The following is a 13,326-nucleotide window of genomic DNA, read 5'->3' on the forward strand; positions in this document are numbered from 1 at the left end:
AACCGATGAGCACCATTGACATCCTTTCGCCGGCAGGTGACAAGGCCGGGACCGTCGAACTCCCTTCGGAGATCTTCGACGCCAAGGTCAGCATTCCGCTGATCCACCAGGTCGTAGTCGCTCAGCTGGCCGCTGCCCGCCAGGGCACGCACAAGACCAAGCGTCGCGGCGAAGTCCGCGGTGGCGGTCGCAAGCCGTACCGCCAGAAGGGCACCGGCCGCGCCCGTCAGGGTTCGACCCGCGCCCCGCAGTTCGCAGGCGGTGGCGTCGTCCACGGCCCGCAGCCGCGTGACTACTCGCAGCGGACCCCGAAGAAGATGAAGGCCGCCGCTCTGCGCGGTGCCCTCACCGACCGGGCCCGCAACGCGCGCATCCACGTCGTCACCGGCGTGGTCGACGGTGCGGTTTCCACGAAGGCCGCCAAGTCCCTGCTGGGCAAGGTCAGCGAGCGCAAGCACGTGCTCCTGGTTGCCGAGCGTTCGGACGAGGCCGCGTGGCTCTCCGCCCGCAACCTGCCCCAGGTGCACATCCTGGAGCCGGGCCAGCTGAACACGTACGACGTGCTCGTCTCGGACGACCTGGTCTTCACCAAGGCCGCCTTCGAGTCCTTCGTGTCTGGCCCCAAGGCCGATGAGACCGAAGGGAGCGACGCCTGATGACCGCGATCGTTACCAGCAAGACCTTCACGGACCACCGCGACATTCTTGTCAAGCCGGTTGTCTCCGAGAAGAGCTACGCGCTGCTCGACGAGAACAAGTACACGTTCATCGTCGCGCCCGGCTCCAACAAGACCCAGATCAAGCAGGCCGTGGAAGCGGTCTTCTCGGTCAAGGTCACGGGGGTCAACACGATCAACCGGCAGGGGAAGCGCAAGCGGACCAAGACCGGTTTCGGCAAGCGCGCTGACACCAAGCGCGCCATCGTGACCCTCGCCGAGGGCGACCGTATCGACATCTTCGGCGGTCCGACCGCCTGACGGCGGTCTGGATCGTCCGAAATCGGACGAGGACTGAGAAATGGGAATCCGCAAGTACAAGCCGACTACGCCGGGCCGCCGTGGCTCCTCCGTAGCCGACTTCGTCGAGATCACGCGGTCCACGCCGGAGAAGTCGCTGGTCCGCCCTCTGCACAGCAAGGGCGGCCGTAACAACGCCGGTCGTGTGACCGTTCGCCACCAGGGTGGTGGCCACAAGCGCGCCTACCGCGTGATCGACTTCCGTCGTCACGACAAGGACGGCGTGCCGGCCAAGGTCGCGCACATCGAGTACGACCCGAACCGCACCGCGCGCATCGCGCTGCTGCACTACGCGGACGGCGAGAAGCGTTACATCCTCGCCCCGCGTGGCCTGTCGCAGGGTGACCGGATTGAGAACGGCCCCGGGGCCGACATCAAGCCGGGCAACAACCTCGCGCTGCGCAACATCCCGGTGGGTACCACCATCCACAACATCGAGCTGCGTCCCGGTGGCGGTGCGAAGTTCGCACGCTCCGCCGGTACCTCCGTGCAGCTGCTGGCGAAGGAGGGCGTCATGGCCCACCTTCGTATGCCTTCCGGCGAAATCCGCCTGGTCGACGCCCGCTGCCGCGCCACGATTGGCGAGGTCGGCAACGCCGAGCAGTCGAACATCAACTGGGGCAAGGCCGGCCGCATGCGCTGGAAGGGCGTTCGCCCGACCGTTCGCGGTGTTGCGATGAACCCGGTCGACCACCCGCACGGTGGTGGTGAGGGTAAGACCTCCGGTGGTCGCCACCCGGTCTCCCCGTGGGGTCAGAAGGAAGGTCGTACTCGCTCGCCGAAGAAGGCTTCGAGCAAGTACATCGTCCGCCGCCGCAAGTCGAACAAGAAGCGCTAGGAGCGGGTTTAGATGCCGCGCAGTCTCAAGAAGGGGCCTTTCGTCGACGGACACCTTGTCAAGAAGGTGGACGTACAGAACGAGGCAGGCTCCAAGAACGTCATCAAGACCTGGTCCCGGCGCTCGATGATCATCCCCAGCATGCTGGGTCACACCATCGCGGTGCACAACGGCAAGATCCACGTCCCGGTGTTCGTCACCGAGTCGATGGTCGGCCACAAGCTCGGCGAGTTTGCGCCGACCCGCACCTTCCGCGGCCACGTCAAGGACGACCGCAAGTCGAAGCGCCGCTAAGGCGGGGTGCGAAGACTATGAACGACACCGAAGGGACAACCATGGAAGCCAGGGCCCAGGCGCGGTACATCCGCGTCACGCCCATGAAGGCCCGCCGAGTGGTGGACCTTATCCGTGGCATGGATGCCACGGAGGCTCAGGCGGTCCTGCGTTTCGCCCCGCAGGCCGCGAGCGTGCCGGTTGGCAAGGTGCTTGACAGCGCCATCGCCAACGCTGCACACAACTACGACCACCCGGACGCTTCTTCGCTGGTCATCAGCGAGGCGTACGTGGACGAGGGCCCGACCCTGAAGCGGTTCCGTCCGCGTGCACAGGGCCGTGCCTACCGGATCCGTAAGCGGACCAGCCACATCACCGTGGTCGTCAGCAGCAAGGAAGGAACCCGGTAATGGGCCAGAAGGTAAACCCGCACGGGTTCCGGCTCGGCATTACCACGGACTTCAAGTCCCGTTGGTACGCCGACAAGCTGTACAAGGACTACGTCAAGGAAGACGTCGCCATCCGCAGGATGATGACGTCCGGCATGGAGCGCGCCGGCATCTCGAAGGTGGAGATCGAGCGCACCCGTGACCGCGTGCGTGTGGACATCCACACCGCTCGTCCGGGCATCGTCATCGGCCGCCGTGGCGCCGAGGCCGACCGCATCCGCGGTGACCTCGAGAAGCTCACGGGCAAGCAGGTCCAGCTGAACATCCTCGAGGTCAAGAACCCCGAGATGGACGCTCAGCTGGTTGCCCAGGCCGTTGCCGAGCAGCTCTCCTCCCGCGTCTCCTTCCGTCGTGCCATGCGCAAGAGCATGCAGGGCACCATGAAGGCCGGCGCCAAGGGCATCAAGATCCAGTGCGGCGGTCGCCTCGGCGGCGCCGAGATGTCCCGGTCGGAGTTCTACCGCGAGGGTCGTGTGCCGCTGCACACGCTCCGCGCGAACGTGGACTACGGCTTCTTCGAGGCCAAGACGACCTTCGGTCGTATTGGCGTCAAGGTCTGGATCTACAAGGGCGACGTCAAGAACATCGCCGAGGTTCGCGCCGAGAACGCTGCGGCCCGTGCGGGTAACCGCCCGGCCCGTGGCGCCGGTGGCGCAGCCGACCGCCCGGCCCGTGGTGGCCGTGGTGGCGAGCGTGGCGGCCGTGGCCGCAAGCCGCAGCAGTCCGCGCCGGCAGCCGAGGCCCCCAAGGCCGACGCTCCCGCCGCCGCTGCTCCGGCCGAGAGCACCGGAACGGAGGCCTGACCGACATGCTGATCCCTCGTAGGGTCAAGCACCGCAAGCAGCACCACCCCAAGCGCAGCGGTATGGCCAAGGGTGGTACTGAGGTCGCATTCGGCGAGTACGGCATCCAGGCGCTGACCCCGGCCTACGTGACGAACCGCCAGATCGAAGCGGCTCGTATCGCGATGACCCGCCACATCAAGCGTGGCGGCAAGGTCTGGATCAACATCTACCCGGACCGTCCGCTCACCAAGAAGCCCGCCGAGACCCGCATGGGTTCCGGTAAGGGTTCCCCCGAGTGGTGGATCGCGAACGTCAAGCCCGGTCGGGTGATGTTCGAGCTGTCCTACCCGAACGAGAAGATTGCTCGTGAGGCGCTTACCCGCGCTGCTCACAAGCTTCCGATGAAGTGCCGGATTGTTCGGCGCGAGGCAGGTGAGTCGTGATGGTGGCCGGTACGAAGGCGACTGAGCTGCGCGAGCTGAACGACGAGGACCTCGTCGCGAAGCTCCGTGAGGCCAAGGAAGAACTGTTCAACCTCCGCTTCCAGGCGGCGACCGGGCAGCTCGAGAACCACGGCCGGCTCAAGTCCGTCCGTAAGGACATCGCCCGGATCTACACCCTGATGCGCGAGCGCGAGCTGGGCATCGAGACGGTGGAGAGCGCCTGATGAGCGAGAAGAATGTGACTGAGACGACTGAGCAGCGCGGATTCCGCAAGACCCGTGAGGGTCTGGTCGTCAGCGACAAGATGGACAAGACCGTCGTCGTCGCTGTCGAGGACCGCGTCAAGCACGCGCTGTACGGCAAGGTCATCCGCCGTACGAACAAGCTCAAGGCTCACGACGAGTCCAACGCTGCCGGTATCGGCGACCGCGTCCTCATCATGGAGACGCGTCCGCTGTCGGCCTCGAAGCGCTGGCGCATCGTCGAGATCCTCGAGAAGGCCAAGTAATTCCTTAAAGGGGTTTCCCTTTAGGCAGTTCCGCCAGGCTCGGTGGGGCCGTAGCAATACGGCCCCACCGGGAACCGGCAGACGATCAGGAGATAGACGTGATCCAGCAGGAGTCGCGACTTCGCGTCGCCGACAACACGGGTGCGAAGGAAATTCTCACCATCCGTGTTCTCGGTGGCTCGGGTCGCCGCTACGCGGGCATCGGTGACGTCATTGTCGCCACCGTCAAGGATGCAATCCCCGGTGGCAACGTGAAGAAGGGTGACGTCGTCAAGGCGGTCATCGTTCGCACCGTCAAGGAGCGTCGTCGCCAGGATGGCTCGTACATCCGCTTCGACGAGAACGCCGCTGTCATTCTCAAGAACGACGGCGACCCCCGCGGCACCCGTATCTTCGGCCCGGTGGGCCGTGAGCTGCGCGAGAAGAAGTTCATGAAGATCATCTCGCTCGCGCCGGAGGTGCTGTAAGCATGAAGATCAAGAAGGGCGACCTGGTTCAGGTCATCACCGGTAAGGACAAGGGCAAGCAGGGCAAGGTCGTTCAGGCCTTCCCCCGCGAGGACCGCGTCCTGGTCGAGGGTGTCAACCGGGTCAAGAAGCACACGAAGGCCGGCCAGAACCAGGCCGGCGGCATCGTGACGACCGAGGCTCCGGTCCACGTCAGCAACGTTCAGCTGGTTGTGGAGAAGGACGGCAACAAGGTCGTTACCCGCGTCGGCTACCGCTTTGACGACGAGGGCAACAAGATCCGCGTTGCCAAGCGGACGGGTGAGGACATCTGATGACTGCCACCACCGCACCGCGCCTCAAGCTGCGCTACCGCGAGGAGATCGCGGGCAAGCTGCGTGAAGAGTTCTCGTACGAGAACGTCATGCAGATCCCCGGTCTCGTCAAGATCGTGGTCAACATGGGTGTCGGCGACGCCGCCCGTGACTCGAAGCTGATCGACGGGGCCATCAAGGACCTGACGACCATCACGGGTCAGAAGCCGGCCGTCACCAAGGCCCGGAAGTCCATCGCGCAGTTCAAGCTGCGCGAGGGTCAGCCGATCGGCTGCCACGTCACCCTCCGCGGTGACCGCATGTGGGAGTTCCTGGACCGTACGCTGTCGCTCGCGCTGCCGCGTATCCGTGACTTCCGTGGTCTGTCGCCGAAGCAGTTCGACGGCCGTGGCAACTACACGTTCGGTCTCACGGAGCAGGTCATGTTCCACGAGATCGACCAGGACAAGATCGACCGAGTCCGGGGAATGGACATCACCGTGGTCACCACGGCGTCGAACGACGACGAGGGCCGCGCCCTCCTCCGTCACCTCGGCTTCCCCTTCAAGGAGGCGTAACCGAGATGGCGAAGAAGGCTCTGATCGCTAAGGCCGCTCGCAAGCCGAAGTTCGGCGTGCGTGCCTACACGCGCTGCCAGCGCTGTGGCCGGCCCCACTCCGTGTACCGCAAGTTCGGCCTGTGCCGCGTGTGCCTTCGTGAGATGGCTCACCGTGGCGAGCTGCCGGGCGTGACCAAGAGCTCCTGGTAGTCAGTACTGCCCTTTGGGCGTACGGATTTTCCAGGGCTCTCGGTAAGTATCTGGTCGGCGGGAGCCCCACCCCGAATGCCGTAGGCTAGAAGGGTTGGGCGCCCGCCGCCCATAACGACTTACTACGCCGTAGGTCCCCGCACCGCACCCGTCCCGCCTCTGAGTGGGGAGAGGGATGGCGCATACAGGAAACCCCGGCGAGAGAGGCCGAAGGCCAATTCATGACCATGACTGATCCCATCGCAGACATGCTCACGCGTCTGCGTAACGCAAACTCGGCGTACCACGACTCTGTCGTGATGCCGCACAGCAAGATCAAGTCGCACATCGCGGAGATCCTCCAGCAGGAGGGCTTCATCACCGGCTGGAAGGTCGAGGACGCCGAGGTCGGCAAGAACCTCGTTCTCGACCTGAAGTTCGGTCCGAACCGCGAGCGTTCGATCGCCGGCATCAAGCGTATTTCGAAGCCGGGTCTGCGCGTGTACGCGAAGTCCACCAACCTGCCCAAGGTCCTCGGCGGCCTCGGCGTGGCGATCATCTCCACGTCGCACGGTCTTCTGACCGGCCAGCAGGCAGGCAAGAAGGGCGTAGGTGGGGAAGTCCTCGCCTACGTCTGGTAGTCGGGAAAGGAAGGAAAGCTCATGTCGCGAATCGGCAAGCTCCCCATCCAGGTTCCCGCTGGTGTGGACGTCACCATCGACGGCCGCACGGTTGCCGTGAAGGGTCCCAAGGGCTCCCTCACGCACACTGTTGCCGCGCCGATCGAAATTGTTAAGGGCGAGGACGGCGTTCTCAACGTCAACCGCCCCAATGACGAGCGTCAGAACAAGGCCCTTCACGGCCTGTCCCGCACGCTGGTGGCGAACATGATCACCGGCGTGACCCAGGGATACAGCAAGGCGCTCGAGATCAGCGGTGTCGGTTACCGCGTCCAGGCGAAGGGCTCCAACCTGGAGTTCGCCCTGGGCTACAGCCACCCCATCGTGATCGAGGCTCCCGAAGGCATCACCTTCAAGGTCGAGTCGCCCACGAAGCTCAGCGTCGAGGGCATCGACAAGCAGAAGGTCGGCGAGGTCGCCGCTAACATCCGCAAGCTGCGGAAGCCCGACCCGTACAAGGCCAAGGGCGTCAAGTACGCCGGCGAGGTCATCCGCCGCAAGGTCGGAAAGGCGGGTAAGTAAGCCATGGCATACGGTGTAAAGATCGCCAAGGGTGACGCGTACAAGCGCGCTGCCATCAAGCGTCGTCACGTCCGCATTCGCAAGCACGTCTCCGGTACGCCGGAGCGTCCTCGCCTGGTCGTGACCCGCTCCAACCGCAACATCGTGGCGCAGGTCATCGACGACATCGCGGGCCACACGCTCGCTTCGGCGTCGACCCTCGACACCTCGATCCGCGGCGGCGAGGGCGACAAGAGCGCCCAGGCCCAGCAGGTCGGCGCACTTGTCGCCGAGCGTGCGAAGGCTGCCGGCGTTGAGACCGTCGTGTTCGACCGTGGTGGCAACAGGTACGCCGGGCGCATTGCCGCTCTGGCTGACGCCGCCCGCGAAGCCGGGCTGAAGTTCTAAGCCCCGGTTCCGGGACTAACGGACGTAACAGAGAGAGGTAAATCCAATGGCTGGACCCCAGCGCCGCGGAAGCGGTGCCGGTGGCGGCGAGCGGCGGGACCGGAAGGGTCGCGACGGTGGCGCTGCCGCCGAGAAGACCGCTTACGTTGAGCGCGTTGTCGCGATCAACCGCGTTGCCAAGGTTGTCAAGGGTGGTCGTCGCTTCAGCTTCACCGCGCTCGTCGTGGTCGGAGACGGTGACGGCACCGTAGGTGTCGGTTACGGCAAGGCCAAGGAAGTTCCCGCGGCCATCGCCAAGGGCGTTGAAGAGGCCAAGAAGAGCTTCTTCAAGGTCCCGCGTATCCAGGGCACGATCCCTCACCCGATCACGGGCGAGAAGGCTGCGGGCGTTGTCCTGCTCAAGCCGGCTTCCCCCGGTACCGGCGTTATCGCCGGTGGCCCGGTGCGTGCCGTGCTCGAGTGCGCCGGCGTGCACGACATCCTGTCGAAGTCGCTCGGTTCGTCGAACGCGATCAACATCGTGCACGCGACCGTTGCCGCCCTTCAGGGTCTGCAGCGTCCCGAGGAGATCGCGGCTCGCCGTGGTCTGCCCCTCGAGGACGTCGCTCCGGCAGCGCTGCTTCGTGCTCGTGCGGGAGCGGGTGCGTAATGGCCCGTCTCGAGATCACGCAGACCAAGTCGTACATCGGCAGCAAGCAGAACCACCGCGACACCCTGCGTTCGCTCGGGCTCAAGCGCCTGAACGACACGGTTGTCAAGGAGGACCGCCCCGAGTTCCGCGGAATGGTGCACACCGTCCGCCACCTCGTGTCGGTCAAGGAGGTCGACTGACATGGCGGAGAACAACCCGCTGAAGGTCCACAACCTCCGTCCGGCTCCGGGCGCCAAGACCGCCAAGACCCGTGTGGGTCGTGGTGAGGCGTCGAAGGGTAAGACGGCAGGCCGTGGTACCAAGGGCCAGAAGGCCCGTTACCAGATTCCGGAGCGCTTCGAGGGCGGGCAGATGCCCCTCCACATGCGTCTCCCGAAGCTCAAGGGCTTCAAGAACCCGTTCCGCACCGAGTTCCAGGTCGTGAACCTGGACAAGCTCGGCGCTCTCTACCCCGAGGGTGGAGAGGTCACGGTGGCCGACCTGGTCGCCAAGGGCGCGGTGCGTAACAACTGTCTCGTCAAGGTCCTGGGCCAGGGCGAGATCTCCGTGGCGCTGCAGGTTTCGGTTGACGCCGTTTCCGCCTCCGCCAAGGAGAAGATCGGTGCCGCTGGCGGCACCGTCACCGAGCTCGTCTGAGACAGCTCGATGGCTTGAACATCCGACCGGGGATGCCTCTCATATGGGGCATCCCCGGTTGGTCGTTCCTAGGGGGCATGGTCCGCCGGTATGGTGGCGTGCACTGTTAACTTTCGAGCGGTGTGCCCACAACGCCCGTCGCTCGTTTCTTGACTGATACGTATTCGTCGATCCTCAATACCGTCACCCTTGACGCAGTAGCGCGGGGGTCGCAGGAGGCACCGTGCTCACCGCGTTCGCCCGGGCGTTCAAGACGCCCGACCTGCGCAAGAAGCTGCTCTTCACACTCGGCATCATTGTGCTGTTCCGGCTCGGCGCGCACATTCCTGTCCCGGGCGTCAACTACAAGAACGTGCAGGCCTGCATCGACTCCGCCAAGGAAGGCGGCGGCGGTCTCTTCGGCCTGGTCAACATGTTCAGTGGTGGCGCGCTGTTGCAGATCACGATCTTTGCGCTCGGCATCATGCCGTACATCACGGCGAGCATCATCCTTCAGCTGCTGACCGTGGTGATCCCACGGCTGGAAGCCCTCAAGAAGGAGGGCCAGTCCGGCACGGCGAAGATCACGCAGTACACGCGTTATCTGACCGTGGCGCTGGCGATCCTTCAGGGCACAGGACTGGTGGCCACCGCAAACTCGGGTGCGCTCTTCCAGTCCTGCGCAGAGTCGGTCCGCTCGCAGATCGTCCCGGACAAGTCGATCTTCACCACCGCCGTCATGGTCATCACGATGACCGCCGGCACCGCGATGGTGATGTGGCTCGGTGAGCTCGTCACCGACCGCGGCATCGGCAACGGCATGTCCATCCTGATGTTCATCTCGATCGCCGCGGGCTTCCCCGGATCGCTGTGGGCCATCAAGGAGTCGGGCAAGCTGGCGGACGGCTGGATCGAGTTCGCCGTGGTGATCCTGGTCGGATTCGCGATGGTCGGCCTAGTGGTGTTCGTGGAGCAGGCTCAGCGCCGTATCCCAGTTCAGTACGCGAAGCGCATGATCGGCCGGAAGTCGTACGGCGGCACTTCGACGTACATCCCGCTGAAGGTGAACCAGGCGGGTGTCATCCCCGTCATCTTCGCTTCTTCGCTGCTCTACATCCCCGCCCTGATCGTCCAGTTCTCCGGATCCACCGCCCCCTGGGCCCAGTGGATCTCGAACAATATGGTCAAGGGCGACCATCCCTACTACATCGTCACGTACTTCCTCCTGATCGTGTTCTTCGCCTTCTTCTATGTGGCGATCTCGTTCAACCCCGAGGAAGTTGCCGACAACATGAAGAAGTATGGTGGCTTCATCCCGGGCATCCGGGCAGGTCGACCTACTGCTGAGTACCTGAGTTACGTGCTGAATCGCATCACGTGGCCAGGATCGCTGTACCTGGGTCTGATCGCTCTCGTGCCGACGATGGCGTTGGCCGGCTTCGGTGCCAGCCAGGACTTCCCGTTCGGCGGCACAAGCATCCTCATCATCGTGGGTGTGGGTCTGGAGACCGTGAAGCAGATCGAGAGCCAGCTCCAGCAGCGCAATTACGAAGGGTTCCTCCGCTGATGCGTATCGTCCTCGTCGGGCCGCCGGGCGCGGGCAAGGGAACGCAGGCCGCGTTCCTTGCTACGAACCTGTCGATCCCGCACATTTCGACGGGTGATCTCTTCCGGGCCAACATCAGCCAGGGCACTGCCCTCGGCAAGCAGGCCAAGGCCATCATGGATGCCGGAAATCTGGTCCCCGACGAGGTCACGATCGGCATGGCGCTGGACCGCATGGGCCAGAGCGACGCCGAGAACGGTTTCCTGCTGGACGGCTTCCCGCGCAACGTCTTCCAGGCCGAGGCCCTGGACGCGGCGCTGGAGGCCGACGGCCAGAAGCTGGACGCCGTCCTGGACCTGGAGGTCCCGGAGGACGAGGTCGTGAAGCGGATCGCCGGCCGGCGTATCTGCCGCAACGATTCCGCTCATGTCTTCCACGCCACGTACAGCCCGCCGAAGGCCGAGGGCGTCTGCGACGTCTGCGGCGGCGAGCTCTACCAGCGCCCGGACGACACCGAGGAGACCGTGCGCAAGCGGCTCGACGTCTACCACACGCAGACCGAGCCGATCATCGACCACTACAAGGCGCAGGGCCTGGTGGTCACCCTCTCCGCGGAAGGCAAGGTCGCCGAGGTGACCGCGCGCGCGATGGACGCCCTGAAGAAGACGGCCTAGGCCCCTCAAAGCGCCCGGGTTTATCTGGCCAGATTAACCGGCCGGGTTTTATACGTACGACGGTGAAGGCCGCGGTGTCCATGGGGCGCCGCGGCCTCGCTGTTTCGGCCGTACTGTGGAAACGAAGTCAACGAAGAGCGTGGAAGGCACATCCATGGTGGAGATCAAGACTCCCGAGCAGATCGCGAAGATGCGTGAGGCGGGGCTGGTCGTCGCCGCCATTCACGCGGCGACCCGTACGGCGGCCGTTCCCGGCGCCAGTACGAAGGACCTCGACGAGGTTGCCCGCAAGGTGCTCGCGGAGCACGGCGCGAAGTCCAACTTCCTGGGGTACGGCGGCTTCCCGGCCACCATCTGCACCTCGGTGAACGAGGTCGTCGTGCACGGCATCCCGGACGAGAAGACCGTCCTCAAGGACGGCGACATCATCTCCATCGACTGCGGCGCCATCATCGACGGCTGGCACGGCGACGCCGCGTACACCGCCTTCGTCGGCGGCGGGCACGCGCCGGAGCTCGTGGAGCTCTCCCGGGTGACCGAGGAGTCCATGTGGGCGGGCATCGCGGCCATGAAGCTGGGCAACCGGCTGGTCGACGTGTCCAGGTCCATCGAGGGCTACGTCCGCCGCCAGCCGCGGCCGGCCACCGGCAAGTACGGGATCATCGAGGACTACGGCGGGCACGGCATCGGCTCCGAGATGCACATGGACCCGCACGTGCTGAACTACGTCGCGCGCAAGCGTGGCAAGGGCATCAAGCTGGTCCCCGGTGTCTGCCTCGCGATCGAGCCGATGATCTCGCTCGGCACGGCGCAGACCGAGGTCCTCGCCGACGAGTGGACGGTCATCACGACGGACGGCACCTGGTCCTCGCACTGGGAGCACTCCATCGCGCTGACCGAGAACGGCCCACTGGTCCTGACCGCCGTCGACGGCGGCAAGGCGAAGCTGGCGGAGTACGGCATTACGGCGGCGCCGGACCCGTTGGGCTGAGGCCGGGCCGGGGCTGCTTTGTCGGGTGGGCCGGGTCCTCGGCGGTCGGAGGCCGGCGCAGCGGCACGAAGCATGTGAGGCGCCCCCGGGCGCCGAGCCCGCGAGGGCTGCGTCGAGAAGGGGTCGGCGGCAAGGCGAAGCTGGCGGAGTGAGGCATTGCGGCGGCGCCGGACCCGTTGGGCTGAGGCCGGGCGGGGGCGGACCGAGGCTGCTTTGTCGGCCGGGGCGGATCCTCCCCGCAGGGTGAGTAGGGCCTCTGTGGCTTTGGAGCCGGAGGGGTGAATGCCGCATAACGATCACCAGTGTTGGGCAAACTTGACGGATTCGTCTTTTCGAGTGGCCTGACGTAGACTGACTCGTCGGCTCTCGTGCATCCGTGTGCCTGCATTCTGGATGCGAGAGTCGATCAAGGTAGCCGATTCGAAGGGCGAAGCGTGGCCAAGAAGCAAGGTGCCATCGAAATCGAGGGCACCGTGATCGAGTCCCTCCCGAACGCAATGTTCAAGGTGGAACTGCAGAACGGTCACAAAGTCCTCGCGCACATCAGCGGCAAGATGCGTATGCACTACATCCGCATCCTCCCGGATGACCGGGTCGTCGTGGAGCTTTCTCCATACGACCTGACGCGTGGCCGGATCGTCTACCGGTACAAGTAGATCTGCCGTGCCCCTTCCGGGGGGCTAGTGGCACTGACCCGGAGAACCTGACATCCCATGAAGGTCAAGCCGAGCGTCAAGAAGATCTGCGACAAGTGCAAGGTGATCCGCCGTCACGGTCGGGTCATGGTCATCTGCGAAAACCTGCGCCACAAGCAGCGCCAGGGCTGACGCACGACCTTTCCTGCATCTCGCAGTTCTTCGCGCGACGCAAGCAATTCGTACATACGCAGAGCACGCCCGGCCCCAGTGGCCGGCGGCACCTCCGGCGGGGGCCGGGGACCCGGACGTACCACCTCATTCATCGAGTGGGGTCGGCGGTCGGGAGCAGCTCTGTGGAAGACCCCCGAACTAACAACTGGAGCCATTGAATGGCACGCGTTTCAGGTGTTGACATCCCGCGCGAAAAGCGTGTGGAGATCGCCCTCACCTACGTCTTCGGCATCGGCCGCACCCTGGCGAAGGAAACCCTCGCCTCCACCGGTGTGAACCCGAACACCCGCGTTCGTGACCTGGCCGAAGAGGACCTGGTCAAGATCCGCGAGTACGTGGACGCCAACCTCAAGACCGAGGGTGACCTCCGTCGCGAGGTGCAGGCCGACATCCGCCGCAAGGTAGAGATCGGCTGCTACCAGGGTCTGCGCCACCGTCGCGGCCTGCCGGTCCACGGCCAGCGCACCAGCACGAACGCTCGTACCCGCAAGGGCCCGCGTCGCGCCATCGCCGGTAAGAAGAAGCCGGGCAAGAAGTAGTCCTCAGCCGGACGCTTTTCAAGCGGTCTTCG

At 65.0% G+C, this 13,326-nt stretch carries 25 protein-coding genes; all 25 read left to right on the plus strand.

Annotated elements, in window-relative coordinates:
• Positions 1 to 5 precede the first annotated feature (5 nt).
• The 25 genes from rplD to rpsM all read left to right on the plus strand — a co-directional run bounded on the left by rplD (position 6) and on the right by rpsM (position 13,294).
• Complete coding sequence (gene rplD, locus AB0D18_RS15335; RefSeq protein ID WP_362417295.1) at positions 6 to 656, plus strand: 50S ribosomal protein L4; 651 nt, start codon at positions 6 to 8, stop codon at positions 654 to 656.
• The gene (gene rplW / locus AB0D18_RS15340; RefSeq protein WP_266660492.1) at positions 653 to 976 is read left to right on the plus strand and encodes a 50S ribosomal protein L23; all 324 of its coding nucleotides are present in this window, start codon (positions 653 to 655) and stop codon (positions 974 to 976) included. The genes rplD and rplW overlap by 4 nt, the downstream gene beginning before the upstream one ends.
• A gap of 40 nt (positions 977 to 1,016) precedes the next feature.
• Positions 1,017 to 1,853, plus strand: a complete 837-nt coding sequence (rplB, locus tag AB0D18_RS15345) for a 50S ribosomal protein L2 (protein WP_362417298.1) — start codon at positions 1,017 to 1,019, stop codon at positions 1,851 to 1,853.
• Positions 1,854 to 1,865: 12 nt separating this feature from the next.
• Entirely contained in the window at positions 1,866 to 2,147 is a 282-nt protein-coding gene (rpsS, locus tag AB0D18_RS15350; RefSeq protein WP_329118635.1) for a 30S ribosomal protein S19, read from the plus strand.
• A gap of 41 nt (positions 2,148 to 2,188) precedes the next feature.
• Positions 2,189 to 2,536, plus strand: a complete 348-nt coding sequence (rplV, locus tag AB0D18_RS15355; protein WP_026290933.1) for a 50S ribosomal protein L22 — start codon at positions 2,189 to 2,191, stop codon at positions 2,534 to 2,536.
• Positions 2,536 to 3,378 (plus strand): 30S ribosomal protein S3, encoded by an 843-nt coding sequence (gene rpsC / locus AB0D18_RS15360; RefSeq protein WP_362417301.1) that lies wholly within the window; start codon positions 2,536 to 2,538, stop codon positions 3,376 to 3,378. Before rplV ends, rpsC begins: the two co-directional genes overlap by 1 nt.
• Before the next feature lie 5 nt (positions 3,379 to 3,383).
• A complete protein-coding gene (rplP, locus tag AB0D18_RS15365; RefSeq protein ID WP_119286204.1) occupies positions 3,384 to 3,803 on the plus strand; it encodes a 50S ribosomal protein L16 in 420 nt (139 codons plus the stop codon).
• A complete protein-coding gene (gene rpmC / locus AB0D18_RS15370) occupies positions 3,803 to 4,027 on the plus strand; it encodes a 50S ribosomal protein L29 (protein ID WP_138894199.1) in 225 nt (74 codons plus the stop codon). The genes rplP and rpmC overlap by 1 nt, the downstream gene beginning before the upstream one ends.
• Entirely contained in the window at positions 4,027 to 4,311 is a 285-nt protein-coding gene (gene rpsQ / locus AB0D18_RS15375; protein ID WP_362417305.1) for a 30S ribosomal protein S17, read from the plus strand. The genes rpmC and rpsQ overlap by 1 nt, the downstream gene beginning before the upstream one ends.
• A 98-nt stretch (positions 4,312 to 4,409) precedes the next feature.
• Positions 4,410 to 4,778 carry a 50S ribosomal protein L14 gene (gene rplN / locus AB0D18_RS15380; protein WP_003966950.1) on the plus strand — a complete coding sequence of 123 codons (369 nt, stop codon included), beginning with the start codon at positions 4,410 to 4,412 and terminating at the stop codon, positions 4,776 to 4,778.
• 2 nt (positions 4,779 to 4,780) lie between these two features.
• A complete protein-coding gene (gene rplX / locus AB0D18_RS15385; RefSeq protein ID WP_189821105.1) occupies positions 4,781 to 5,092 on the plus strand; it encodes a 50S ribosomal protein L24 in 312 nt (103 codons plus the stop codon).
• Positions 5,092 to 5,649, plus strand: a complete 558-nt coding sequence (gene rplE / locus AB0D18_RS15390) for a 50S ribosomal protein L5 (protein WP_362417310.1) — start codon at positions 5,092 to 5,094, stop codon at positions 5,647 to 5,649. Before rplX ends, rplE begins: the two co-directional genes overlap by 1 nt.
• A gap of 5 nt (positions 5,650 to 5,654) precedes the next feature.
• Positions 5,655 to 5,840 carry a type Z 30S ribosomal protein S14 gene (locus tag AB0D18_RS15395; RefSeq protein WP_003956452.1) on the plus strand — a complete coding sequence of 62 codons (186 nt, stop codon included), beginning with the start codon at positions 5,655 to 5,657 and terminating at the stop codon, positions 5,838 to 5,840.
• A gap of 221 nt (positions 5,841 to 6,061) precedes the next feature.
• Positions 6,062 to 6,460, plus strand: coding sequence for a 30S ribosomal protein S8 (rpsH, locus tag AB0D18_RS15400; protein WP_362417313.1), 399 nt, complete (start codon positions 6,062 to 6,064; stop codon positions 6,458 to 6,460).
• A 21-nt stretch (positions 6,461 to 6,481) separates the two neighbouring features.
• Positions 6,482 to 7,021 carry a 50S ribosomal protein L6 gene (gene rplF / locus AB0D18_RS15405; protein WP_362417316.1) on the plus strand — a complete coding sequence of 180 codons (540 nt, stop codon included), beginning with the start codon at positions 6,482 to 6,484 and terminating at the stop codon, positions 7,019 to 7,021.
• A 3-nt stretch (positions 7,022 to 7,024) separates the two neighbouring features.
• Complete coding sequence (gene rplR, locus AB0D18_RS15410) at positions 7,025 to 7,408, plus strand: 50S ribosomal protein L18 (protein WP_362417319.1); 384 nt, start codon at positions 7,025 to 7,027, stop codon at positions 7,406 to 7,408.
• Positions 7,409 to 7,454: 46 nt separating this feature from the next.
• Positions 7,455 to 8,057, plus strand: a complete 603-nt coding sequence (gene rpsE, locus AB0D18_RS15415; RefSeq protein WP_097866720.1) for a 30S ribosomal protein S5 — start codon at positions 7,455 to 7,457, stop codon at positions 8,055 to 8,057.
• On the plus strand, positions 8,057 to 8,239 hold the full coding sequence (gene rpmD, locus AB0D18_RS15420) for a 50S ribosomal protein L30 (protein ID WP_266659719.1): 183 nt from the start codon (positions 8,057 to 8,059) through the stop codon (positions 8,237 to 8,239). The genes rpsE and rpmD overlap by 1 nt, the downstream gene beginning before the upstream one ends.
• Before the next feature lies 1 nt (position 8,240).
• Positions 8,241 to 8,696, plus strand: a complete 456-nt coding sequence (gene rplO, locus AB0D18_RS15425) for a 50S ribosomal protein L15 (RefSeq protein ID WP_362417323.1) — start codon at positions 8,241 to 8,243, stop codon at positions 8,694 to 8,696.
• Positions 8,697 to 8,919: 223 nt separating this feature from the next.
• A complete protein-coding gene (secY, locus tag AB0D18_RS15430; RefSeq protein ID WP_362417326.1) occupies positions 8,920 to 10,242 on the plus strand; it encodes a preprotein translocase subunit SecY in 1,323 nt (440 codons plus the stop codon).
• Positions 10,242 to 10,895, plus strand: coding sequence for an adenylate kinase (locus tag AB0D18_RS15435; protein WP_362417329.1), 654 nt, complete (start codon positions 10,242 to 10,244; stop codon positions 10,893 to 10,895). Before secY ends, AB0D18_RS15435 begins: the two co-directional genes overlap by 1 nt.
• Positions 10,896 to 11,049: 154 nt before the next feature.
• A complete protein-coding gene (gene map, locus AB0D18_RS15440; RefSeq protein ID WP_362417332.1) occupies positions 11,050 to 11,886 on the plus strand; it encodes a type I methionyl aminopeptidase in 837 nt (278 codons plus the stop codon).
• Positions 11,887 to 12,320: 434 nt separating this feature from the next.
• On the plus strand, positions 12,321 to 12,542 hold the full coding sequence (gene infA, locus AB0D18_RS15445) for a translation initiation factor IF-1 (RefSeq protein ID WP_003956442.1): 222 nt from the start codon (positions 12,321 to 12,323) through the stop codon (positions 12,540 to 12,542).
• Positions 12,543 to 12,599: 57 nt separating this feature from the next.
• Entirely contained in the window at positions 12,600 to 12,713 is a 114-nt protein-coding gene (gene rpmJ / locus AB0D18_RS15450) for a 50S ribosomal protein L36 (protein ID WP_009740505.1), read from the plus strand.
• Between the two features lie 200 nt (positions 12,714 to 12,913).
• Positions 12,914 to 13,294 carry a 30S ribosomal protein S13 gene (rpsM, locus tag AB0D18_RS15455; RefSeq protein ID WP_362417338.1) on the plus strand — a complete coding sequence of 127 codons (381 nt, stop codon included), beginning with the start codon at positions 12,914 to 12,916 and terminating at the stop codon, positions 13,292 to 13,294.
• Positions 13,295 to 13,326 lie beyond the last annotated feature (32 nt).

The organism is Streptomyces sp. NPDC048442, from assembly GCF_040651475.1.
GTDB lineage: Bacteria > Actinomycetota > Actinomycetes > Streptomycetales > Streptomycetaceae > Streptomyces.

Excerpts from the sequence above, each read along its gene's own strand:
- rplD (WP_362417295.1), top strand. The coding sequence starts at position 6 with ATGAGCACCATTGACATCCTTTCGCCGGCAGGTGACAAGGCCGGGACC.
- rplB (WP_362417298.1), top strand. The coding sequence starts at position 1,017 with ATGGGAATCCGCAAGTACAAGCCGACTACGCCGGGCCGCCGTGGCTCC.
- rpsS (WP_329118635.1), top strand. The coding sequence starts at position 1,866 with ATGCCGCGCAGTCTCAAGAAGGGGCCTTTCGTCGACGGACACCTTGTC.
- rplV (WP_026290933.1), top strand. The coding sequence starts at position 2,189 with ATGGAAGCCAGGGCCCAGGCGCGGTACATCCGCGTCACGCCCATGAAG.
- rpsC (WP_362417301.1), top strand. The coding sequence starts at position 2,536 with ATGGGCCAGAAGGTAAACCCGCACGGGTTCCGGCTCGGCATTACCACG.
- rplP (WP_119286204.1), top strand. The coding sequence starts at position 3,384 with ATGCTGATCCCTCGTAGGGTCAAGCACCGCAAGCAGCACCACCCCAAG.
- rpmC (WP_138894199.1), top strand. The coding sequence starts at position 3,803 with ATGGTGGCCGGTACGAAGGCGACTGAGCTGCGCGAGCTGAACGACGAG.
- rpsQ (WP_362417305.1), top strand. The coding sequence starts at position 4,027 with ATGAGCGAGAAGAATGTGACTGAGACGACTGAGCAGCGCGGATTCCGC.
- rplX (WP_189821105.1), top strand. The coding sequence starts at position 4,781 with ATGAAGATCAAGAAGGGCGACCTGGTTCAGGTCATCACCGGTAAGGAC.
- rplE (WP_362417310.1), top strand. The coding sequence starts at position 5,092 with ATGACTGCCACCACCGCACCGCGCCTCAAGCTGCGCTACCGCGAGGAG.
- AB0D18_RS15395 (WP_003956452.1), top strand. The coding sequence starts at position 5,655 with ATGGCGAAGAAGGCTCTGATCGCTAAGGCCGCTCGCAAGCCGAAGTTC.
- rpsH (WP_362417313.1), top strand. The coding sequence starts at position 6,062 with ATGACCATGACTGATCCCATCGCAGACATGCTCACGCGTCTGCGTAAC.
- rplF (WP_362417316.1), top strand. The coding sequence starts at position 6,482 with ATGTCGCGAATCGGCAAGCTCCCCATCCAGGTTCCCGCTGGTGTGGAC.
- rplR (WP_362417319.1), top strand. The coding sequence starts at position 7,025 with ATGGCATACGGTGTAAAGATCGCCAAGGGTGACGCGTACAAGCGCGCT.
- rpsE (WP_097866720.1), top strand. The coding sequence starts at position 7,455 with ATGGCTGGACCCCAGCGCCGCGGAAGCGGTGCCGGTGGCGGCGAGCGG.
- rpmD (WP_266659719.1), top strand. The coding sequence starts at position 8,057 with ATGGCCCGTCTCGAGATCACGCAGACCAAGTCGTACATCGGCAGCAAG.
- rplO (WP_362417323.1), top strand. The coding sequence starts at position 8,241 with ATGGCGGAGAACAACCCGCTGAAGGTCCACAACCTCCGTCCGGCTCCG.
- AB0D18_RS15435 (WP_362417329.1), top strand. The coding sequence starts at position 10,242 with ATGCGTATCGTCCTCGTCGGGCCGCCGGGCGCGGGCAAGGGAACGCAG.
- map (WP_362417332.1), top strand. The coding sequence starts at position 11,050 with ATGGTGGAGATCAAGACTCCCGAGCAGATCGCGAAGATGCGTGAGGCG.
- rpmJ (WP_009740505.1), top strand. The coding sequence starts at position 12,600 with ATGAAGGTCAAGCCGAGCGTCAAGAAGATCTGCGACAAGTGCAAGGTG.
- rpsM (WP_362417338.1), top strand. The coding sequence starts at position 12,914 with ATGGCACGCGTTTCAGGTGTTGACATCCCGCGCGAAAAGCGTGTGGAG.